Raw genomic sequence first — 21,984 nt, forward strand, 5'->3', positions numbered from 1 at the left:
TCGTTCTTTACGAGCCATGGAAGCAATTCTACGGCTCGTATTTTTTTAGGATAAAAAATAGTTTTTATTTTTTCTTATTAATACTAAGGGCATTTAAGTACAAAAAAGTCTTTTCATTATTACAAAAGAAAAGACGCGATGCAAAATCCTTTATTCAACGAAGAACGCCAGCGGGAAAATCCATTTCAGGTCCATTCCGATCCGCCTCAACCCAAAGAGGTAGACGCCGCGCTTTTTTTGAAAGCAGCATTTGAAGAAAATCCAAGCAAAGGACTGGAATTACTCTTCCGCAGGTTTTACAAGCCTCTGTGTAGCCACGCTGTACGTTTTGTATACTCAAAACAAGTGGCGGAAGATCTTGTAAGCGAAGTCTTTTTCCAGTTTTACAGAGCAAAAGCATACGAAAACATAACGTCTTCCTACACCAGTTATCTTTTCAGGTCAGTGCGGAACGAGTGCTATACCTACATGCGCCGGGAGTTTGGTAGAATGGACAGCATTGAATCTTCGGTAGAAACTACTTTTCGCGCCACACAGCCACAGCCCGATGCCGAGATACATTACAACAATCTTTTTTTGAAAGTGAATGATGTGATCGGAAAGCTTCCTGCACAATGTCAGCGGGTATTTCTGATGAGCCGCTTTGAAAATAAAAAGTACAACGAGATAGCTCAGGAACTTCAGATCTCACCAAAAACGGTTGAAGTACATATTTCAAAAGCACTCAAACACCTTCGCTCTGCACTAAATGGAGAGTGGATGATATCGTGCTTGCTTACCTTACTGAGTTCCCTCCACATTATATCCTGAACGAGCCGCAGAACACTGCCGCCGCTTACGAAACAGACGATATCGAAATGAAAACATCTATATCAAAATACATGCTCTTTGAGTATTTGTCCGGTAGGTCCAACCCGCTGGAGAAACAGCTCGTGATGGACTGGATTGCAAAACAGGAAAACAGCGAAACATTTTACGAATGGCTGCTCGAATACGAAATGAGATTCCCACAGTTTGTCCCCGACCAGGAAAAAGCCATTGCTACGGTTTTGGAAAAAGTAAACGCAAACGCGGAACACAATGGTGATTATATAGAAACGGCTGGTATGCTATACCTGCATCGGACTACGGATTCGATCCGGAGGATGTTGTTCATCGCCGCTTCTGTTTTGTTTATTGTAAGTGCCGGCTGGTGGTTCAGAGATCCGATTCTTTACAAAACATATCAAACCGGCTACGGCCAGACAACCGATATATTTCTTGAAGACGGAAGTAAGGTGGCACTCAACGCCAACTCATCATTGAAAATCCCACGATTCGGATTTAGCAGCGAAGCCAGGGAAGTGTACTTGTCCGGAGAAGGGGAATTTACGGTGAGCCATACTGTCGATCACAAGCGGTTTATAGTCAAAACATCGGAGAAGTTCCAGGTTGAAGTTTTGGGTACTCAGTTTTCGGTATTTGCACGTCCGAGGGGTACCAAAGTGGCGCTCAGCAGCGGAAGTGTACGGCTGGATTACGATGAGAACGATACGCGGAAAGAGGTAATGATGGAACCGGGCGACCTGGCCGTGCTGGGTAAAAAAGGAGAAGTGAAGCTTGAAAAAAATCAAGACACGAAAACCTTCGCTTTATGGAAAGAACAGCGCTATGTATTTGATGGTACTTCCATGCATGATATCGCTTCCATGGTAGAGGAAAATTTCGGGATCAGGGTCAACATTGCCGACGAGGAAACCCGGTTACGGACGATCACAGGAAATTTCAAAACGAAAAATGCCGAAGAACTTTTAAAAACTATATCCGAAGCGCTTGATCTAAAAATGAGCGCTGCCGGTGATTCTATCCTTTTAAGTGCCAATTAACTATTCTAAAACCTCTTAATTATGCGATTAAAGTTATCCGCAAAACAATGGCTGGCAATGAGCCTGGTGGTGATGGCCCAGGCGTCCCCCGTAACAAACGCCCAGCCTATCGCTTTTACCTCGCTGCCCAATAAATGGCGGGCTTCGGAAAGGCAGGAAATGAAACTAAAAAATGTGCTTCTGGACATGCAAAGGCATTACGGTGTAGAGATCGTGTTTGAAGACAGGCTGGTAGGGTCCATGAATATATCCGCCAGTGCGCTCAACTTTACCGAATCAATTGAGAAAAATCTGGATGTTGTGTTGGGTCAAAGTGGGTTGAAATACAAAAAGACCAGGAAAAATACATTTGTAATAACTGAGAATAAAGAGAAAAAGGCGGATGCAGGAAAGGCGAAAGATACCGCTTTGATGCAGGTTTCAGCAGATGAGTCTCTGGCGATGGCTCAGGAAGCGGTTGAAAAATCCATCACTGGTAAAGTTACCGACGAAACAGGTGCCGACTTACCCGGTGTGAGTGTTTTATTGAAAGGCACGCAGCGAGGAACTTCAACGGGTATTGAGGGCGATTTTAAACTGGATATTCCTGATGACCAGGTAAGTACAGCAACACTTGTTTTTAGTTTTGTAGGTTACAAATCAAAAGAAGTAGCTGTTGGCAATCAGACCAATCTGAGCGTAAATCTGGCTCCTGATGACAACGCATTGGCAGAGGTGGTTGTGGTGGGTTATGGCACGGTTAAGAAATCTGACTTGACGGGTGCAGTGGGAACTGTAAAAGCGGAAGTTTTACAAGAACGTCCTGCATCTTCTCTTAATCAGGGACTTTCGGGGCGGATCACCGGGGTTAATGTTTCCTCCAATTCAGGTCGCCCGGGTGGTCGTGCCAATATCCGGATCCGTGGAGCGAGCTCGATCAGTGTTTCCAATAATCCGCTATACGTAATTGATGGAGTGATCCTGAATGCGGTTGAATTGGCCAATGGAAGTACACCCATTGATTACCTCAACCCCAACGACATTGCATCTATTGAAGTTCTTAAAGATGCTTCTTCTACGGCCATATACGGAGCTCGTGGTGCCAATGGAGTCATTCTGGTAACCACCAAACGTGGTGTTTCCGGTGAGGGTAGGGTTACGTATGATACCGATTTCAGTATTGGCGTAGCTCCTAAGAGATTGCCTGTACTTAATTCAAGAGAATTTTTAGCTGTTGAAGAACTAGCTTATGCCAATGCAGCAAAGTATGACCCGGTAGGGTGGGCAACTGGAACAAAATATACGGATCCCAAAACGAAACGCACCAATCCGCTACTTTTTGATTCCAGTGGAAATCCTCTTTATGATACCGACTGGCAAAAAGAAGCTTTCCAAAAAGCGCTTACACAAAACCACCAGTTGGGTTTCACGGGAGGTAACGAAAAAGGAAGTTATGGTGCATTCCTGAACTATCGTAATGAAAACGGTACCGTAAAAGAATCTTGGCAAAAACGGTTTTCAGGACGTTTCGTTTTCGACAGCCAGATTAAAAGCTGGTTGAAAGTGGGTGGTACCTTAGGATATACCGACCAGAATGAAAAGCAGATCGATCAGCTTGGTGGAGGTGGTATTACTGCCATGCGCCAGGTATTGGAAGCGTTGCCGATTATTCCTGTAAAGTATCCGGACGGAAGCTGGGCAAGCAACAGGGATTATCCGGGGATGGAAGGAGGAGATACTCCTATCAGAGTGGGTAAGGAGAGATTATCGTACTTGAGAACACAGACCATGCTGGCGAATATGTATGCCACAATAAAGCTTGCCGATGGTTTAGAGCTTAAATCAACTGTGGGAACGAACGTAATTAACCAGCGTGAAGATTACTTTGCGGCAAGAAGGTTACAATACATTTCAGACAATGGCGATGCTTCAGTGACTAACAGAAGATTCAACTCCTGGCAGTTTGAGAATTACCTGACCTATTTCAAAGATTTTGGTAATATCCACTCCATCAATGCAATGGTTGGTTTGTCGTGGCAGCATGTAGATCGTTTCGATAATCAGGCCAGAAGCCAGAATTTCACCGATACTTATTTCGAGTTCAATAATCTGGGTGCCGGAGCTACTGCACTTGCCCCAAGTTCCAGCAATACTGCTTACGGGCTTAATTCTTATTTCGCCAGGCTTAATTACAGTTTGAAAAACAAATATCTGGTAACATTCACCGGACGTATGGATGGTTCTTCCAAGTTTGGAGACCAAAACAGATATGCTTTCTTTCCTTCTGCGGCGCTTGCGTGGAGAGTTACAGAAGAGGATTTTATGAAAGACATACCTTCTGTTTCAAACCTGAAAATAAGGGCTAGTTATGGTGCTACCGGGAATTCTGAAATCCCGGCCTATCGTGCATTGGCCGGTATGAGAAGTTACGATGTCATATTTGATGGCGAAAGAAATATCGGTATTGGTCTGGATCGTATGTCAAATTCTAACCTTCGCTGGGAAAAAACACAGCAGGTTGACGTCGGTCTGGAAGTAGGTTTGTTCTCTAACAGATTGAATTTTGAACTGGATCTTTACCGTAGAAAAGTGAACGACATGCTACTGGATGCACCAGTGCCTTTGAGTAGTGGCTACGGAAGCATTTTCACCAACGTAGGAAGCATGGAAAACAAAGGGGTGGAGTTTGCTGTGAATTCGACCAACATCAAAACGGAAAACTTCTCTTGGAGCACCACGTTCAACATTTCCATCAATAAAAATAAAGTACTGGCGCTCTCTGGTGGAAGCGACATCTTTTTGGGCGCAACGGTAGTTAAAGTTGGTCAGCCAGTGGGTTCGTTCTTTGGAAGAGTGAATGAGGGCGTATGGTCAACAAGCGAAGTTGAACAAGCGAAAAAATACAATAAGTTGCCTGGTGATGTAAAATACAAGGATATTAATGAGGATGACATTATCAACGATTTGGATCGGACAATCATTGGTAAAGGTATTCCCGACGGATTCGGTACCTTCCTGAACACCTTCCAATACAAAGCATGGTCACTTACCGTTGATCTGCAATATATGTATGGAAATGATGTATTGGACAGGAGTATTCACTCTGCCGAAGACAGACAAGGTATTGCGAATAGCTACAAAACTGTTCTGAATGCCTGGACTGAAACCAATCAGAGTTCACCAATAGCGCAGGTTCGGCCGATCAATGCCGGTTATGATACCAACAACGACACGCATAAGATCACGGATGCATCTTTCATAAGAGGCAGAAACCTGCTGTTGGCATACTCCTTCCCAACCGATGTGACTTCGAAACTTAAATTGAGCCGCCTGAGATTATACGGTTCTGTTCAAAATTTCTTTGTCTTGACCAAGTACAAAGGCTATGATCCTGAGGTATCCAATTCCGGCTCTGCGTTTGATCAGGGTCTTGGTCTTTACGACTATCCGAGACCAAGAGTATTTATGGTGGGCTTGAACATAGGTTTATAACAATACTGAATCGTAATTGAAATGAAGAATATAGCAAAAAAAATCGGCGTCATGTCCGCCCTGTTCAGCGTGTTTATCGCCACTGGCTGCTCCGACTTTCTCGATGAATCGGATCCAAGTAACTTCACGGTGGAGAATTATTTCACCCTTCCTGCTCATGCAAGAAGTTCCGTTAATGCAATATATGCACCTCTTCGTGAACCGTTAAATAGTGGATTCGGTGGAGGAGCCTGGATGATGACGGAGTTTGCGACCGGGCTGGCTGCTACGGATTTGGGGCAGGCAGTTAACAGTTATTTTGTCAAAGATTTGAGAAATACCTCTGACAATGGCTACGGACAAACTTACTGGGCTCAATATTACAAGGGTATAGCGAGTGCCAATCTTTCTATTGAAAAAATTCCGGGCATCCCGGGGCTGGATGCAGCAGAAGGCAAAAGAATAATGGGAGAGGCCTATTTCCTTCGAGCGTTTTACTATTTTAATCTTGTACGGATGTTTGGAAACATTCCTTTGCTAACCAAACCTGTTGATCTGTTATCTGAGGATTTGAAACCAAAACAGGCTACTCCAGAAGAGGTGTACACGCAAATCGTTGCCGACCTGAAAATGGCAGAGGAGTCCGGGCTCGTCTGGACAGATAAATCAGGGAAAGTGACCCTTGGTGCGGTGAAATCATTGCTTTCGCAAGTGTATCTTACCATGGCGGGTTATCCGTTGCAAAAAGGAGCCTCACATTATGAACTGGCTGCCAAGAAAGCAGAAGAGGTGATAGATTCGCAGCAGTTCAAGCTGTTCACGACTTACGATGACCTACACAACCCGACAAAGAAGAACATAGAAGAGAACATCTTCATGATTCAGTACAAAACGCAAATATTACCGGGTAACTGGCAGGTAGCGATTCTGCCATACAACAAAAACATTTCGGCATACTCGGATGAAACAGGCGGTATTTATTCAACAGCTGATTTTGTAAAGTCGTATGATGCTGCTGATTTGCGCGCAAAGGAGAAACAGTTTTTCTATACCAAATTTACCAACGAAAAGGATCGGAATCTGCAGGTGGATCTGGGCGGTTATTTTATATACAAACACTTTGATGTCGTAGCTCAAACAAGCTCAGCCAATAGCGACCTCAACTGGCCGGTGATCCGTTATGCTGATGTTCTTTTGGTATATGCCGAAGCGAGCAACGAAGTGGGTGGACCAACAGCAAAAGCATACAGCGCCGTGAACGCAATCAGAACCAGAGCGCAATTGCCTGCCTTGGCTAGTTTATCCAAAGATCAGCTTCGTGAGGCAGTGTGGAAGGAACGCTGGCATGAGCTGTGTTTCGAAAACATTACCTGGTTTGATATGGTACGCCTTCGCAAAGCATTTAATGTGACAACCAAAAAGTTTGATAACTACGTTGGTCATAAATTCTCTTACGGACCGGTGGTAGGAGAGCGGGAGCTGTTGTTCCCGATTCCAACTGTTGAACTTCGCAACAATGCCAATCTGATCCCAACGAAAGGGTACTAAACATTAGATTAGCCTGATCATAAATAAGCTGCTGATTCATTTCAGTGGCTTATTTTTTTGCTTCGGATAGTCCACAGGTCGTACATGGTTTTCCTCAAAACCACTTCGTAATTCATTGAATATATGGATGGTACTGTATTTTGGCCATGCGGATTCGAAATCAAACTCTTGAACAAGTTATGAAAAGGATCCTGACATTATTTTTTGCGAATGCGTTTATCATTTCCGGTTTGCTATTGACAAGCTGTAACTCATCTGCTGAAAAAGATAGAAAAGAACTCGCCAAAGCCGAAGAAGAGGCACTTGATAAAGCGGCCGAAGCCAACAAACTCGTACCCCAGGAAGCGGACACCAAGGAGATAGAAGGAGTGAAGAAAGACCTGGAAAAAGCCAGTGAGAAGTTGTCTGGAAAGCAGGGAAAATACCTGACATCGCTGAAACAGAAAGAAGGTAAAATCAACGACAAGTTGAAAAGCATCAATGAAAAGCTGAGAAAAGCCGACGCCAGCTCGAAAAAGAGTTTAACTGAAAAGCAGGATAAATTGATAAAGGAGAGAGATCAGCTGCAAGCCAATATTCTTGAAATTCAAAGTCCGATGACCGATCAGCAACTTGAAACCGTACAGAAGGAAATAGACCTACTGATTGCAATTATTGATAAAGAACTGGATAGTTAAGGGCGTCTTTCTTAATGCAAAAAAACGGGCTGTACTCCTTGCGAGTTAGCCCGTTTTTGATTTGAAATTCAATATATTCTTATCTCACAATCACAACTTTGCTTGCGCTTACCTGACCATTAAGATGGGTAATTTCAACCAGATAGGTTCCTGAAGCAAGAGATTTGACGTCAATTGAGTTAGTCAGTTTGCCCTTAGCCGACGAATAAACCGTTCTGCCGTTCAGGTCTATCAACTTCACTCCACTCACATTGTTCCACTGTTGCGTGCCGATCTGCAAACGGTCGGAAACAGGGTTCGGGTAAAGGGTAATCATCTGGTTTGATCCAAAGTTTACGCTCTCAATGCTGCTGTAAGCAAATGTTCCGTCTCTGTCGATCATTTTCAGGCGGTAAAGATTTTCGCCAGTAGCAGGAGTCGTGTGGTTGAAAGAATAATTTTTAAGTCCCGCATTATCTCCCATTGCTTCACGTCTTCCGATAGACAACCAGTTTTTACCATTCACACTATGCTGAACATCGAAATGGTCGCTGTTGCTTTCTGAAGTAGTAGCCCAGATCAATTGTGTTGTGTTGTTTTCTTTCACTGCTTTGAAAGAGGTAAGAACAACCGGCAGGGATGCACTGCTGCCAAGTGTCCATGGTGAAAAAGCCGCAATGTCAAAAGCACTTGTTGTATACAAACCGGCTGTTGGCCCGGTTATGGTTAGTGCTGAACTTTTGCTTTCCCATGCACTTCCATCATACCGATAGGCATAAAGTGTGGTAGTACTTTGGCTATTCAGAAATGTGCTTAGGAAACTAAATGTAACATCGTCGCGACCATTTGCAGTACCTGTGGATATTATCCAACGTGCGTTAATAGAACCGGCGCTAACAGCTGGTAGGATTGTCCCGGAAGAGGTGATTCTTTCGATGGCTGTATTGCCCAGATCTGATCCTGCGGGTAGGTTCGCTCCCAGCATGTTCAAAGTGCCTGTTCCAACAGGGCGCTGAACCATTTTGGCTGAGCCAAGAATGTGACTGACAGTGTTTTCTGCATGGATTCCTGATACAATGTCTGTTGCGTCAGGACCGAATTCGATACTGCCGTCACCCGATGAAAGAATTCCGTCCGTAAACCAAAGCTGCCCATTGGTAAGAATAGGATTCAGTCCGCCAACCACTTTGTTAGGAGCTGAATAATTACTTTGTACATCAACAATTGAATTCGCGTCTGCCGTTATAGCCTGTCCGCTTGTGTTTCCGTTAAGATTTACGGAAAGTCCGCTATTCAGAATGTACTGCGCTGATCCAGCTCCGGAGAGTACATTGGAAACCCGTACAGCACTTTGCGCATCTGCGGCTTTCAAAGTGACAGTCAGGCTGCTTGCAGTAGGCTCGGTTTTGACTTGGGCGTCGTTGCCTTCTACTAATATGGCTGCAGCACCAGTTGGCTCGTTAATTGTAGTGGCATTTTTGAATGTCACTTTTACGGTTGCATTATTGGTATTAGATCCATTGTCTTTAACATAAGCACCTTTTTGGGAGTTATTAATGGTAACATTATCTACTATGTAGGCACTGGACTCTGCATTTGAGCCTGTCGCAGGGTAACCGTCATAGTTGTTGGCGAATATTCCGTTTTCTGTTTGAGACACAGCTCCACCTTTTACGGTGATGGTATTGGACGTTGGGTTATTCCAAAGCTGATAACCAGTTGTGCCAGTGCCCGAACCAGTAACATTGTTGTTTTCAACGGTTGCACCAACTGTACCAGACAATGAACTGATCATAATCCCATCAAATGCTGTTGTCCCCGAAATGGCCTCAACTGTGTTGTTTGTGATCTCAAAGTTTGATGCATTGCTGTACGCAAGATTATGCCAGATTCCACGTTTCAGAGCAGTAATTGAGTTCTGACTGATAACATGGCTATTACCTGGATCGGCATGAGAGAAATTACCTGTCTGGATACCTACCCGAACATTTGTAATGCTATTATCGGTGATGCTTGTATATGCATTGTTATAGATGATAATACCGATACCCGCTTCTATAGGAAGAATGTTGTCAATCTTATTATTGCTAATGATATTTCCGCTAGTCGCAGACCCCGAATTGGTGTAATTGTAAATATCAATTCCAGCGTAGTTGAGATTCTGAATGATGTTGTTTTTTAATAACGTATTACTTACGCCATCATAAGCAGAAATTGCCTCGGCCGCATTTACATCAATGCCGGTTATTGTAGCACCACCTGAGAGTGTCGTGTTGTCTCCATCAATCATAAATCCTTCGATTTCAACTCCATTTAGTAATCCGGTAAGTAAGAAAACAGATCCACCTGTGGCATCATTTGTAGCGGGAACCACAATTGATTCGGTAAGTCTTGTACCGCTAGGACTCAGACCTTTGTTGCTTCCATAGATTTTAACCGATTTATTCACATCCACATTTTCAGCATAGTTTCCTGCGTCCACCCAAATTGTATTACCGGCGGATGCAACTGAAATTGCTTTGTTGATGGTAAGGAACGGAGCAGCTTGTGTACCTGTATTTGCATCGTTTCCTATCGCAGTAGTATAATGGTCGCCGGTTGTCGCATTATCGTTAACCCAGAATTCCGTAGGAATAACAGGGGCGATACATGAAGTCTCATCTGTATCCGTTGTAATTGTCGGCGAATTCGAAACGGTTGTCAGGCTAAACGTACCCGAATACTTTTGTAGAGTCGCCTCTATTGCAGATTTCAGAGTAGTTCCATGCCAGTTACATAGAAGCGCAACATCGGCATTGGTGTAGTTAATTATTGCCTTGTTTACGAAGCTACCACTGAGGTTATTTTTTTTGATTGTCACGCTTGTTAATCCCGTTAGTGTAGAGCCAATAACAATACTATTTTGAGAACCGGAAATGGTGTTGTTTTCAAGGAGTACGTTATTCACCGCAGCGGTTGGGCTTTTATCTGATCTGGCCTTTATATTGATTGCCGCTGGTCCGCCGGCAGGAGATAAGTTAGGGGAGACACCACCACTCAGTCCCGATCCGGTAAAAGTCGAATTTCGAATTGTAATATTTGCGTAAGTTCCGTGCTGCAAGTTTAGATCAATTCCGTTGTTGAATTGATAACTGTTGTCCGTACCACTGGCATTCATTAAAATCCCATCAATCAACAAATTGCTGGCACGCTCCATGTAGATACCTTTCTGCTTATTGTCACTGAAATCAGAGTTTTGAATTGTAATTGCATCGAAAATATTGTTGGTGATGCTCGTATTGGTGCTCGTAACCAAACCCTGATTATTATTTTTAACTTCTGAATTAGTAACAGTCAGGTTATTAATGTTTGTAGATCCGGTGGGCACACGGATACCTACCGCAATATTGTTATTGATTTTAGAGTGATCAATAGTCAAATGATTTGCATTGTTCTGAATTACAACGCCATAGTTGAAATTAGTTACGGTGACATAGTCCAATTTGACATTTGGAGCGGTTACTGATAACCCGGTTCCAATGCCAGCAGTTGCCGGAGTAATGATAACATTGTTGGCATTGTTGTTTGCCCCTGCTATTGTGACTGATTTGCTCACCGTTACATTCTCTTGATAAGTACCATCACCCAAAGTAATAACATGGCCATTTAACGTGGTAGCGTCACTAATCGCAGCCTGAATAGAACAGAAAGTTTTTGTGGTGTTGGTATTGGTTACCAGTCCGCCTCCCACAGATGTTCCTACATTACGTGTGTTGATGGTATTGGTGCCTGTATTGCCCGATATCGTATTGCCGCATGTGATTGGGGAGTTTCCACGGCCAAAATAGTTGTCAGCAAGATCGTCTTGTTTCCCGTCGCCAGGGTAGGGCAAGTGTCCTGCCTGTTGTTGAAGACCAATGTCGTTTCCATTCAGAATGTTGTTTGTCACGGTATGATTGGTACCTTCGATCACAATACCAAATCCCTCGCTAGTACTTGCCTGAACAAAAGAATTCACGGTATTGGTACTAACACGTACGCCCGTTGGTACGTCTACATTGCCAGGGCCAACACCGCGACGGTGTACAGCAATCCCGGCAAGATCTCTTGCTTCTGTAATGCCTCCAACGTAGGTGATGGTGTTGGCGTTGATAAGAACGGCGCCATCGCCGGAACTAAATCCTGTTCCATTCGGATTTTTTACTTCAATACCAAATCGACCTTTTACAGTGATGATGTTGTTTGAAATGGTATTGGCATTGGTTGTTCCCGATCCGGAAGTAAGTCCGACAGCAGAAATTGCGCTATCATTTCCCTCTATTGTATTTCCTGTGATCGTTACTCCTGTTGCGGAGCCGTCTTGTAACTCAATACCACAACAGGAATTGTTAGACAAATTCGAATTAGTAATTGTAATGTTCTTTTTAAGTCCATTCCAAATAACAAGTCCCCTCGCTCCCGAACCGTTGTTTGTAACAGTTGCATGATCAATAGTGACGTTTTCAACCGGACCATTGGCATAAAAGCCGGAAGCATTGACATTGTTTTTAATTGTTACATAGGAAACCACCAGATTGTTGTTGCTCAGGTTCGCATAAATCCCGGCATTCGTATTTCCGGAAGATCCGGTGTAATTCTGAATAGTCAGCTTGTTGATCATTACATTGGTAACCCCATTATTAATGAAAATGGCAGTTCCTGTTGGAAGTCCTGTTCCGTCCAGTATAACCCCGGCTTCCGATTCTCCGGTGAGTTTCAACTGCTTGGGGAGCGTTACGTTTTCTTTGTAGGTTCCGTTATTAATTAAAATCTCATCACCGTTTACCGTGATCGCATCATTAACTGCTGCTTGTATCGTGAGAAAGCCCTTCGGATGTGTAATGTTATTTACCGGGTAAACGCAGCTGTTTGGTTGTGGCTGAAATCCAGCGGATACCAGATCGCTATCAGTTCCTGAATTTAGAAAAGGTGCATAATTTTTACCGGCTGCTTCTTCTCCTGCGATGTAAAGTGTAGTAGCCGGGGCTGTACCACTAAATTGCGATGTCGCCTGAGTAGTGTACCCTGCGGCACTAAGATTAACTTCTCCCGAAGTAACGGTCGGCGTGGCACCATACCAGTTGCAAGTCAAATCCAGGGTACTGAGGTCGCCAACGTTAGACGAAGGGGTTGCTGATGCCCGTTGAAAGGAAATCTGAGTATACCAGTTGCCGCTGATATTGTTGTTGTTGATTTTCATTCCAGGCGCACTCGTTACGCCCTGGTCAAAGTTGAAAACAATTCCATGGGTAAAATTGCCGGTGATAATATTGTTAGTTATCTCGGTGTTGTCTAGCGGTCCCCAAACCTGAAAACCAGTACGGTTAGCTACGATTTCGGAATTCCTGACTATTGTACCTTTGGTGTTATGCAGATAAACTCCATTTCTGTTGTCCTTAACTAAGACATTGTCTACGGTTAAGCGATCTTTGTTTTCAATAACTAGCCCGTAACCTTTCTGCGAATCAAACCAGCCCTGCTGAGTACCTGCATAATCCCGTGTAACAGTCAGGTTTTTAACCGTTACATCATTGGCATCGATTACCAAAGTGTAGGAACTTACGGAGGGAGTTGAACTATCTTTCAATAGTCCTTTGATTATACTCCCGTTACGCGTATTCCCCTGCAATGTGAGAGGCTTGTTTACGACAACATCTTCGTTAAATGTTCCGTTTTCAACAAATACCGTTTTGCCCGCCACCAAATAATTAATAGCTGCCTGTATAGACATATTATAATTGCCCGGTACACCGGCACTTGCTATCTGGTCATCGACATAGTGATTGCCGGTTGCAAGCTCTTCAACGTATACAGTAGTCGCGACCGTCGGGTTCGCAATAAATGTAGCAGCCATGGTATAGGACGCAGCCAGTGTCTTGGTGTAGTAGCGGTCATTAACTCCGATACCAGCAAAATGGGTATAGTCGGCAGGTAATGTCACGCCAGTTATTGAAGCACCTTGCTGGTATATTCCAAATGGTTCGCCTATGTTTACCGTTCCACCAATAATCACGCCTGTTGTTCCTGTTCCGACAGTAGGAGCGCAAGCGCCACCCGAGAAAATCCCGATGCCGGCGCTAAATCCTCCTGCAAAAGCATTTCCGGAGGTTGTAACGCCATGTATTGCCAGATTTTCACAATCCGATATGGATATTCCATTACCAATATTGTTTGTGGCCGTGATGTTGGTTAGTACCGCATTGTCAACACCATTGATGTTGAAGGCAGTTTTAAGTCCGTTTTGAATTGTTACGTTTGTTAACTTTAAGCCATGTGCGCCACAGGAGGTTGTTAGTCCAAGCGCGGTTGCACCGGTCACGGTAAGGTTTGTGATGGTAACATCGGGGGAGTCGATAAGAATACCAAAGCCCGGAGATGCCCTGTTTAAAGTATGGTTATTTCCGTTTATTGTAAGTTTCTTATTGACAGTTATTTGTCCTTCCGTAAGATTTGCGTCAACACTGATTGTATTGCCAGCAGATGCCGCATTAATCGCTGCCTGTAAAGTGGTGTAGTTGGTTTCTGAGGCTCCGTTATCCAAAACTACCTGCGCATATACCTCTACGTTTAGCAGTAGGAAGAATAGAGTCGCAAAAATAATTTTTATTGAAGGTTGCACCCTCAAAGATTTTGTCAAGCCAAACGGCGACAAGTTTGCTTTTAGCTGAGGCCTTGCCGGGTTTTGCAAGTCTGCTTTTGCTAATGAAGCAAGAGGTAAACTAGATTTCATAAGGATGAATTTTAGTGGAATTTGTACTATGAAAAGTGGTACTAAACTTTTATGAAGTTTGTCGGCAATAACTCAACAGGTAGTGCTATTTGTTAATAGAAAGAGCACATAGAAATCACAGCAAAATGTAGATCAAAAGACCTATGTTTTGTTTTGAAAGGTGTTATTTACCTATGAATTATGGACGACGGATAACGTTGGGGAGAGCACGATTTAACTAATCGTCTCTTGAAATGGTATGAAGAAGTACGTTGAGGTAAAGCGGGTGTAGTATAACATCCCACAGCCGGATTTTGTAACCCAGAGGGTTAAATGTTAGGAAGGATAACGTTGAATTGGATAATCTGGATTTTAACGCTTATCGACTGATATAACGATAGCCGGCGAATGTGTAAGGAAGATGGAGAATTTTAGCATACAGGTTGGTTTACGTTATAAATTAGTCTACGAGGGGTATAATTTTTTCGAAAGATAGTTAAAACTTATTTTAAAATAAGTAAACCGTCGCCAACATTAAAAGAAGATTAAAAATAATCTGTATTTACCATATGTGCCTTAGGGGCTGATTAATAAATTGAATGAAATAACAAGGCTAACTAATTCAACTGCCATTTGTAATAGGACTTGCCGTCTTGTTGAAACAATTGTATCTCCCATCGATTCGTGACACGCTCGTTACAGTAGGTAGAGTCCGAAGCTGTGCCGATTGCAGTATTAGTAGAGTGGGGGGGATTACGGAGAATCAACTTCTAGTGTTAAAGCAAAAGAGGTTCCGGATTGCTCCGAAACCTCTTTTGACTCAAAATTTATAACTGATCAGATTAGATAAATCTGTTGATCAGGTTTTCAAGGTATTCTTGTCTTCCCGAAGTTGTAGCTGGTTCGCCGTTTGTAGCTGCCAGGTTGAAAAGGTCTTCCAGTTTCAAACCTCCTTTTTCGAAATCTGCTCCTTTTCCACCATCAAAGCTAGCATAACGATCCGTACGGATTTTGTCATACTCACCATTCTGGATGATTTTGTCAGCGATAACCAAAGCGCGGGCTACAACGTCCATACCTCCTATGTGTGCATGGAAAACGTCAGCAGCATCAGTAGAGTTACGACGACGTTTTGCATCGAAGTTAATTCCTCCGCCTTTCAGACCGTCTGCTTTCAAAATAACCAATAGTGCTTTTGTCCATTCAGCGATGTCGTTCGGGAACTGATCCGTATCCCATCCGTTTTGGTAATCGCCACGGTTTGCATCAATAGATCCAAGTATACCAGCGTCAGCTGCAACCTGCAATTCGTGCTCAAATGTATGACCGGCCAAAGTAGCATGGTTCACTTCAAGGTTCAATGCAAAATCTTCAAGCAAATCATGCTGACGAAGGAAACCTATTACCGTTGCCGCGTCGTAGTCGTACTGATGTTTTGTTGGTTCGCAAGGTTTTGGCTCGATAAAGAATTTACCTTTGAAACCATTCGCACGTGCATACGCAACAGACATTTTAAGGATCTGAGCAAAGTGCTCCTGCTCGCGTTTCATGTCTGTGTTAAGCAAAGTCATGTAACCTTCACGACCTCCCCAGAATACATAATTTTCTCCGCCCAAAGCGATGGTAGCATCCAAAGCCATTTTAATCTGAGCACCAGCGTGAGAAACTACGTCAAAATCAGGGTTGGTAGATGCACCGTTCATGTAACGGTGGTGGCTGAACAAATTCGCAGTACCCCAAAGCAATTTAACACCCGATTCCCTTTGCTTTTGGGCAAGGTATTCGGTCAGTGTTACAATGCGTTTCTCGTTTGTACGAACATCATCCGCGTAGTCAACCACGTCCACATCGTGGAAGCAGTAGTAAGGTGCACCCAATTTTGTGATCAATTCAAAAGCAGCATCTGCTTTGTCTTTTGCACGATCAACTGCATCCGCTTTTTTATCCCAGGGGTAAAATAAAGTCTGGCCACCGAAAGGATCTCCTCCGTTTCCGCAGAAGGTGTGCCAGTAGGCAATCGCAAAACGAAGATGATCTTTCATCGTTTTACCGCCAACAATACGGTTCTCGTCATACCAACGGTATGCTAATGGGTTGTCTGATTCCGGGCCTTCGTATGCAATTTTACCGATGCCTTTAAAATACTCCTGATCTCCAAGTACTATGCTCATTGTTTTTATTAATTGTTTATCGTTCCGAAAAATACGTATTCATGAAAATGGTTTGATATTAATTCTGAATTCTCTCAATATCAATTTTTTCAATATTAATTATTTCCCCTCATTATCAGTTCCCAGGGCGATGCCCCGGGCTATATTGATGAAAGCCTTTCAGGCTAGGGTATTTTAGTGTTTCGTTAAGATGAAACTCGATTGTAGATAACAACGCCTCTTAACTACCTAACTTCTCTAACTCCTTAACTTCTCTACCTACTATAACTTAATAAGTGTAACATTGACATTTCATACTGCAATACTATCACTTTTTTCTTAAATTTTTGTAGTCTAAAGTAAAAAGAGGAGCAGAAATAAATTCTGCTCCTCTTTTTACTAATTTTTTTATTCTTTATATCAGAAGAATTTAGCGCGACGATCTTCGATTTTAGCATTCTCACGAATTGCTTCATTCACAAGATACGACATGCGACTTTCCAGAGATTGAGTAAGTTGTGTTTTGTACTGCGTAAAATCAGCAATCTTAGGTGCATCAGTTTTGCCGATTTGTTCCATAATGAACACACCGTTTTCTCCTGTAAACACACCTGATTTTTGACCAGCTTTCAAACCAAATGCTTTTCCAAGTGCGATTGGATCAAAACCTGCACTGCTTAGGAAACCTGTCGCAAGTGAGATATCCGTAGCGGATTCAACAAGTGCGCCTGCTCCGTATTTTTTAGCAATTGCTTCCAAGTCGCCTGTTGCTCCTTTTAGCTTGGCAGTAATTTGCTCAGATTTTTTCTGATTACGAACCTTGGTTGTCAGCTCGTCGCGGAAATCGTCCACTTTTACATTATCCTGGTCCGACTTTCCTGTCAAAACTGCAACGATGTATTGCTCCTCTGTTTCGAAAACGGAAGAAACAGAATTGATTTTCGTATCATCTTTAAATGCCCAGCGAACGATTTCACGGCCATTCTGTATAGCATTTACATTCGACGCTGTTTCAGGAATTCGGTTAGCATTTGCTACTACCAATCCTTTGTCTTTTTTCACAGCAACATCGAACTGTTCTTTGGTCTTAACAGAATTGGCAAACTCATCTGCTTTACGGTAAGCTTCGTCACGCGTTGACTGGCTAGGTGCAATTGTTTTTCCAATTGCTGCAATGCGATAAAGTGTATTGGACTTTGGATCCGTTACTTTAATAATGTGGAACCCGAACTGGCTTTCAACCAATTTATTAATCAAACCAGGAGCAGTTGCAGAGAAAACAGCTTCTTCGAAAGGTTTTACCATGGCTCCATTGTTCTGGAAATAGTTCAGGTCTCCTCCACGTTGTGCAGATCCCGGGTCAGCGCTTGATGTCGCAGCCAAAGCTTCAAAGTTAGCTCCCGCACGAATCTGTGCAAGAAGTCCTTCTGCTTTCACACGTGCAGCCGCCTTTGCTGAATCCGACTGGTTTTCGGCACGGATCAAAATGTGGCTTGCTCTTGCAGAAGAAACAGTATCCTGTTTCGTGCCGCCGTATTTGTAGATGTAATAAGTATTTCCTTCACGGTATGGACCATATACACCACCCGGAACGAAAGTTTTTACAGCTTCTTTCAATTGATCAGACATCGTAGAAAGAGACATGTTCACTGGCAATGAAATGTCTGAGTTCATGCTTGCAAACGCAGAGTCGTTTGGAGCAGTAGCAAGTCCGCGCGCCAGTTCCTTAATTTCTGCATAAAGAGCTGCGCTGTCATCCTTAGCAGGCTGTACAGGGAAAGTGACATATTCAATGGAACGTGTATCAGTTCCTTTGTATTCCGAACGGTGAGCGCTCAAATAGCTTTCAAGCTCCGAATCCGTTACTTTAATTGTAGTATCTACAATAGAGAAGTAGGGAACATAAAGATAACGAAGTGTTGCTTTCGTGTTTTGTGCTACATATTCTTTTTCAGCCTGCGCTTTTGGAGTATATGCCGAAAACTTCAGAAGGTTTTCGTATTTGCTGCGAATGCGTTCTTCGCGAAGGCTTTTCTCAAAGTTTTCCCATGATTTTTGTTGCTCAATAGGAAGCGTTTTAAGATTTTTCAGATAGTTAACAACAGCTGTTTTATCAAAACGTCCTGTTGTAGGATCTGAAAATGCCTGCATGATGGAAGGACTGATGTGATTTCCTTGCACCATATCAACAAGCTCGTCGTCAGTTACTGTCAGACCAAGTTTGTCAAATTGTTTTTTGTAGGCTATATCAACAATAAACTGATTCCATGCCTGATCGCGCAGACCAACTAGTTCATTTTCGCTCAAACTGCGGCCCGACTGAGCTTCATAATTCTGACGAAAACCATCTACCCGACTCTGGAAGTCTTTGATGTTGATCTCTTTACCAGCTATTTCACCTACAACCTGATTGTTGCTTCCTCCAAGCATAGAATTCGGCCCCAAAAGGTCGCCGCCTACCATGAAGAAGATTAAGCTGATAGCAATTACCGTAACCGCGATACCGGACTTCTCTCTGATTTTGTTAATTAAAGCCATTTTCTCTTTTCAAATTAGTGCGCAAAATAAAATCTTTTCTGCGTGGAATGCAAGGGCTTACGAATCTAATCAGGAAATTTAGATTCGAAGGTTCCCGATTGTTCAAAATTATATTTCAGTTCAAACCGTATAATGATACGTTTTTACTGCATGTATTTTAAATTAATAGCGTAGAAAATGGCCATGAAAACGCTTAGGAAAATGCTTGCCATTGCAGTAATGAAGCCAAGCCATCCACCTATAAACAGGATGGGGGCTAAAAAGGCTACGGCAATTCCCGCCAGGTATAAGTAAAACCCTTTTTTTTGCAAATTCCACATCATGTAGGCCGCATAAAGCGATAACGATTCGAAAATAAGCATGATAATGGCTCCGGTGGTAATTGTATCTGGAGTGGTGCCCTCGATCACTGCGGTGAACATGACATCCATTGCTTTGGTGTCGGCGCCATTGGCTTGTGTTTCTACATTTTCTCTCACCATCTCGAAAGTTTCGCGGGTTTTATCGGCCATGATGGCGGGATTCCAGAGCCTTTCCGACTGGCTCCAAAGTCCGGATACGGCACTCATGAAGGTTAAAAAGCATAGTACAGTTAAAAACGTGGGACGACTTATGGGTTCACTCATTGGTTGCATGCGGGGCGGATGTATGTCATTGAAAAATAGGGCGCAAAATTTGTAGTTTTACACCGAAACACCAAGTGCATTTGAATATTCTTATTAAGGAATATACATTTGTTGCTTAGGTACAACAAAAAAAGATAATATAAACAAATCAAAGACAGATCATATGAGCCTGCAAATTCTTACCGACCGCATCACCACCATTTTGGGAACTGACAGCGGATTGGATGCAACCGTGAAATTCAAAACAGAAGAGGGAAATGTTTTTATAAACAGCAAAGTAGTGCCGAATACGGTTTCCAACGAAGATGGGGAAGCGGATTGTGTTTTTGATGTTTCTACCAAGAATGCACTGAAACTGATTGATGGCGACCTCAACGCAATGATGGCTTACATGACAGGCAAACTTAAAATTGACGGAGACATGGGTATTGCCATGAAAATAGCGCAAACCTTTGGAGGGAAATAAAGTATGGTTATGGCTACGAACTCGCGATTTCAGTTCATACTGCATTGTGAACTCGTAGCCATGAAAGTTATAGCTGCAATTCTCTCAAATACATTTGTATGGTATTTTCGAGACCGAGGTAAAGCGCGTCTGCAATGAGTGCATGGCCTATCGACACTTCGTCCATCCAGGGAATGCTCTGCTTCAAAAAACGAAGGTTATCAAGACTCAAATCATGACCGGCGTTTAATCCCAAACCAACTTCTCTTGCTTTTTCAGCTGCCTGAATGAAAGGCAATACAGCTTTCTGGCGATTCTCAAAATAATGAGCAGCGTAAGGCTCAGTGTAAAGCTCCACACGATCGGCTCCGCAAATAGCCGCCCCTTCCACCATTTCCTCATCCGGATCTACGAAAACTGATACCCGAATCGCAGCTTTTTTGAATTCCTGAATAAGCTCGGTAAGCTCACTTCTGTTTTTAACCGTATCCCATCCTGCGTTGGAAGTAATCGCATTTAAGGCATCGGGTACCAGCGTAACCTGATCGGGCTGCGTGGCCATTACCAGATCTATAAATTTTCTTTCTGATGGGTTTCCTTCAATATTGAATTCCGTAGTAACGAGCTCTTTCAGGTCATACACATCCTGGTAGCGTATATGTCGTTCGTCAGGGCGCGGGTGCACGGTAATTCCCTGGGCTCCGAATCGTTCACAGTCCAGCGCTACCTTCAATACATTGGGGTTGTCGCCTCCACGGGAATTGCGAAGTGTTGCTATTTTGTTGATGTTGACGCTGAGACGGGTCATGAGAAAAATGTCGTGTTAGAGTGATATGATGACAGAATTATGGACTATTGTCCAATGATACATCTCTATTTTATGATGATTCCTGTAACTTTGCGGTCTTGTAGGCAAATTTAACATTCGCTTATTCAAATTTTACTTATTGTACCATTAATTATAAAATATATGTCACTGAAAAGTCAGGTTGAGTCGGGAATCAAGGATGCAATGCGCGCCAAAGAAGCGGATAAATTACGTGCTTTAAGGGCTATCAAATCCCTGATTTTGCTGGAAGAAACCAAGGCCGGCGGTACTGGCGGAGAGCTGTCTGCTGATGACGAATTAAAATTGCTTACCAAGGCAGCAAAGCAGCGCAGAGAGTCTGCTGATATTTACCGTACACAGGGCAGGGAAGATCTGCTTGCGGTAGAAGAAGCTGAATTGGCCATTATTGAAGAGTTTTTGCCAAAGCAATTAACAGAAGACGAGGTTAAAGCCAGGTTACAGGAAATCATTGCGAGGGTAGGAGCAAGCGCACCTTCCGACATGGGAAAAGTGATGGGTGTTGCTACCAAAGAACTTGCCGGACAAGCAGATGGACGCGTTGTTTCTACATTGGTTAAGAGTTTGTTGGCATGAAGTTATTGGATGTTCTCATCCTGTTGCCTTTACTTTGGGGAGCATTACATGGCTACCGGAAAGGATTGCTGATCGAGTTTATCGGTATTGCGGGTATGGTGGTAGCAATGGTATTAGGTTTCAAATTTTTGGGGTTGGGAATGGAAATCCTGACCCCCTATTTTAGTGATAGTCTGGCCAAGAAAATTTTGCCTTATGTAGGGTTCTCGGCCATTTTTTTTCCTACTATTTTTCTGCTCAACCAATTTGGTTACACCATCCGCAGATCGCTCAGGTATTCTATCTTGGGTACGTTCGACAGCTTTGCAGGAGCCATGGTGGGTGTTTTTACCTGGGTGTTTGGGATCAGCGTCTTTTTTTGGCTGGTGAACATGATCGGTATAAAAATTCCTTCACACCGCACAGAAGAAACTTATCTATATCCGATTGTGGTACCAGTGGCACCCAATATCATTACCAAGGCACTGCAGATCATGCCAAAAGGCACTGAGCTAATCAGAGAATGGAAGCGGGATTATCTGGATGATGATAAGATGACCTCCTGATCGTGCACTTT

General features: G+C 43.2%; 13 protein-coding genes. 8 read left to right on the forward strand and 5 right to left on the reverse strand.

What is annotated here, in order from left to right:
- Positions 1–138 precede the first annotated feature (138 nt).
- The 5 genes from LZG71_RS25900 to LZG71_RS25920 all read left to right on the forward strand — a co-directional run bounded on the left by LZG71_RS25900 (position 139) and on the right by LZG71_RS25920 (position 7,540).
- Positions 139–810 (forward strand): RNA polymerase sigma-70 factor, encoded by a 672-nt coding sequence (locus LZG71_RS25900; protein WP_233825446.1) that lies wholly within the window; start codon positions 139–141, stop codon positions 808–810.
- A complete protein-coding gene (locus tag LZG71_RS25905) occupies positions 756–1,865 on the forward strand; it encodes a FecR domain-containing protein (RefSeq protein WP_233825448.1) in 1,110 nt (369 codons plus the stop codon). The genes LZG71_RS25900 and LZG71_RS25905 overlap by 55 nt, the downstream gene beginning before the upstream one ends.
- 21 nt (positions 1,866–1,886) lie before the next feature.
- Positions 1,887–5,336, forward strand: a complete 3,450-nt coding sequence (locus tag LZG71_RS25910; protein ID WP_233825450.1) for a SusC/RagA family TonB-linked outer membrane protein — start codon at positions 1,887–1,889, stop codon at positions 5,334–5,336.
- Between the two features lie 21 nt (positions 5,337–5,357).
- Positions 5,358–6,863, forward strand: a complete 1,506-nt coding sequence (locus LZG71_RS25915) for a RagB/SusD family nutrient uptake outer membrane protein (protein ID WP_233825452.1) — start codon at positions 5,358–5,360, stop codon at positions 6,861–6,863.
- Between the two features lie 179 nt (positions 6,864–7,042).
- Positions 7,043–7,540: a hypothetical protein gene (locus LZG71_RS25920; RefSeq protein WP_233825454.1), complete on the forward strand. Its 498-nt coding sequence runs from the start codon at positions 7,043–7,045 to the stop codon at positions 7,538–7,540.
- A 79-nt stretch (positions 7,541–7,619) separates the two neighbouring features.
- On the opposite strand, the gene LZG71_RS25925 is transcribed toward LZG71_RS25920, so the two are convergent.
- The 4 genes from LZG71_RS25925 to LZG71_RS25940 form a co-directional block, all read right to left on the reverse strand.
- Positions 7,620–14,267, reverse strand: coding sequence for a right-handed parallel beta-helix repeat-containing protein (locus LZG71_RS25925; protein WP_233825456.1), 6,648 nt, complete (start codon positions 14,265–14,267; stop codon positions 7,620–7,622).
- 821 nt (positions 14,268–15,088) lie between these two features.
- On the reverse strand, positions 15,089–16,417 hold the full coding sequence (gene xylA, locus LZG71_RS25930; RefSeq protein ID WP_233825458.1) for a xylose isomerase: 1,329 nt from the start codon (positions 16,415–16,417) through the stop codon (positions 15,089–15,091).
- Between the two features lie 399 nt (positions 16,418–16,816).
- On the reverse strand, positions 16,817–18,934 hold the full coding sequence (locus LZG71_RS25935; RefSeq protein ID WP_233825460.1) for a SurA N-terminal domain-containing protein: 2,118 nt from the start codon (positions 18,932–18,934) through the stop codon (positions 16,817–16,819).
- A 143-nt stretch (positions 18,935–19,077) separates the two neighbouring features.
- Positions 19,078–19,503, reverse strand: coding sequence for a hypothetical protein (locus tag LZG71_RS25940; RefSeq protein WP_233825462.1), 426 nt, complete (start codon positions 19,501–19,503; stop codon positions 19,078–19,080).
- 220 nt (positions 19,504–19,723) lie between these two features.
- Here LZG71_RS25940 and LZG71_RS25945 point away from each other — a divergent pair, with 220 nt between their 5' ends.
- Positions 19,724–20,026: an SCP2 sterol-binding domain-containing protein gene (locus tag LZG71_RS25945; RefSeq protein ID WP_233825464.1), complete on the forward strand. Its 303-nt coding sequence runs from the start codon at positions 19,724–19,726 to the stop codon at positions 20,024–20,026.
- A gap of 67 nt (positions 20,027–20,093) precedes the next feature.
- On the opposite strand, the gene LZG71_RS25950 is transcribed toward LZG71_RS25945, so the two are convergent.
- Positions 20,094–20,813 (reverse strand): pyridoxine 5'-phosphate synthase, encoded by a 720-nt coding sequence (locus LZG71_RS25950; protein ID WP_233825466.1) that lies wholly within the window; start codon positions 20,811–20,813, stop codon positions 20,094–20,096.
- A 162-nt stretch (positions 20,814–20,975) separates the two neighbouring features.
- Here LZG71_RS25950 and LZG71_RS25955 point away from each other — a divergent pair, with 162 nt between their 5' ends.
- Positions 20,976–21,428 (forward strand): GatB/YqeY domain-containing protein, encoded by a 453-nt coding sequence (locus tag LZG71_RS25955; protein ID WP_233825468.1) that lies wholly within the window; start codon positions 20,976–20,978, stop codon positions 21,426–21,428.
- Entirely contained in the window at positions 21,425–21,973 is a 549-nt protein-coding gene (locus tag LZG71_RS25960; protein WP_233825470.1) for a CvpA family protein, read from the forward strand. Before LZG71_RS25955 ends, LZG71_RS25960 begins: the two co-directional genes overlap by 4 nt.
- The last annotated feature ends 11 nt before the right edge of the window (positions 21,974–21,984 follow it).

The sequence above is a fragment of the Dyadobacter sp. CY312 genome (genome assembly GCF_021390535.1).
Taxonomy (GTDB): Bacteria; Bacteroidota; Bacteroidia; order Cytophagales; family Spirosomataceae; genus Dyadobacter.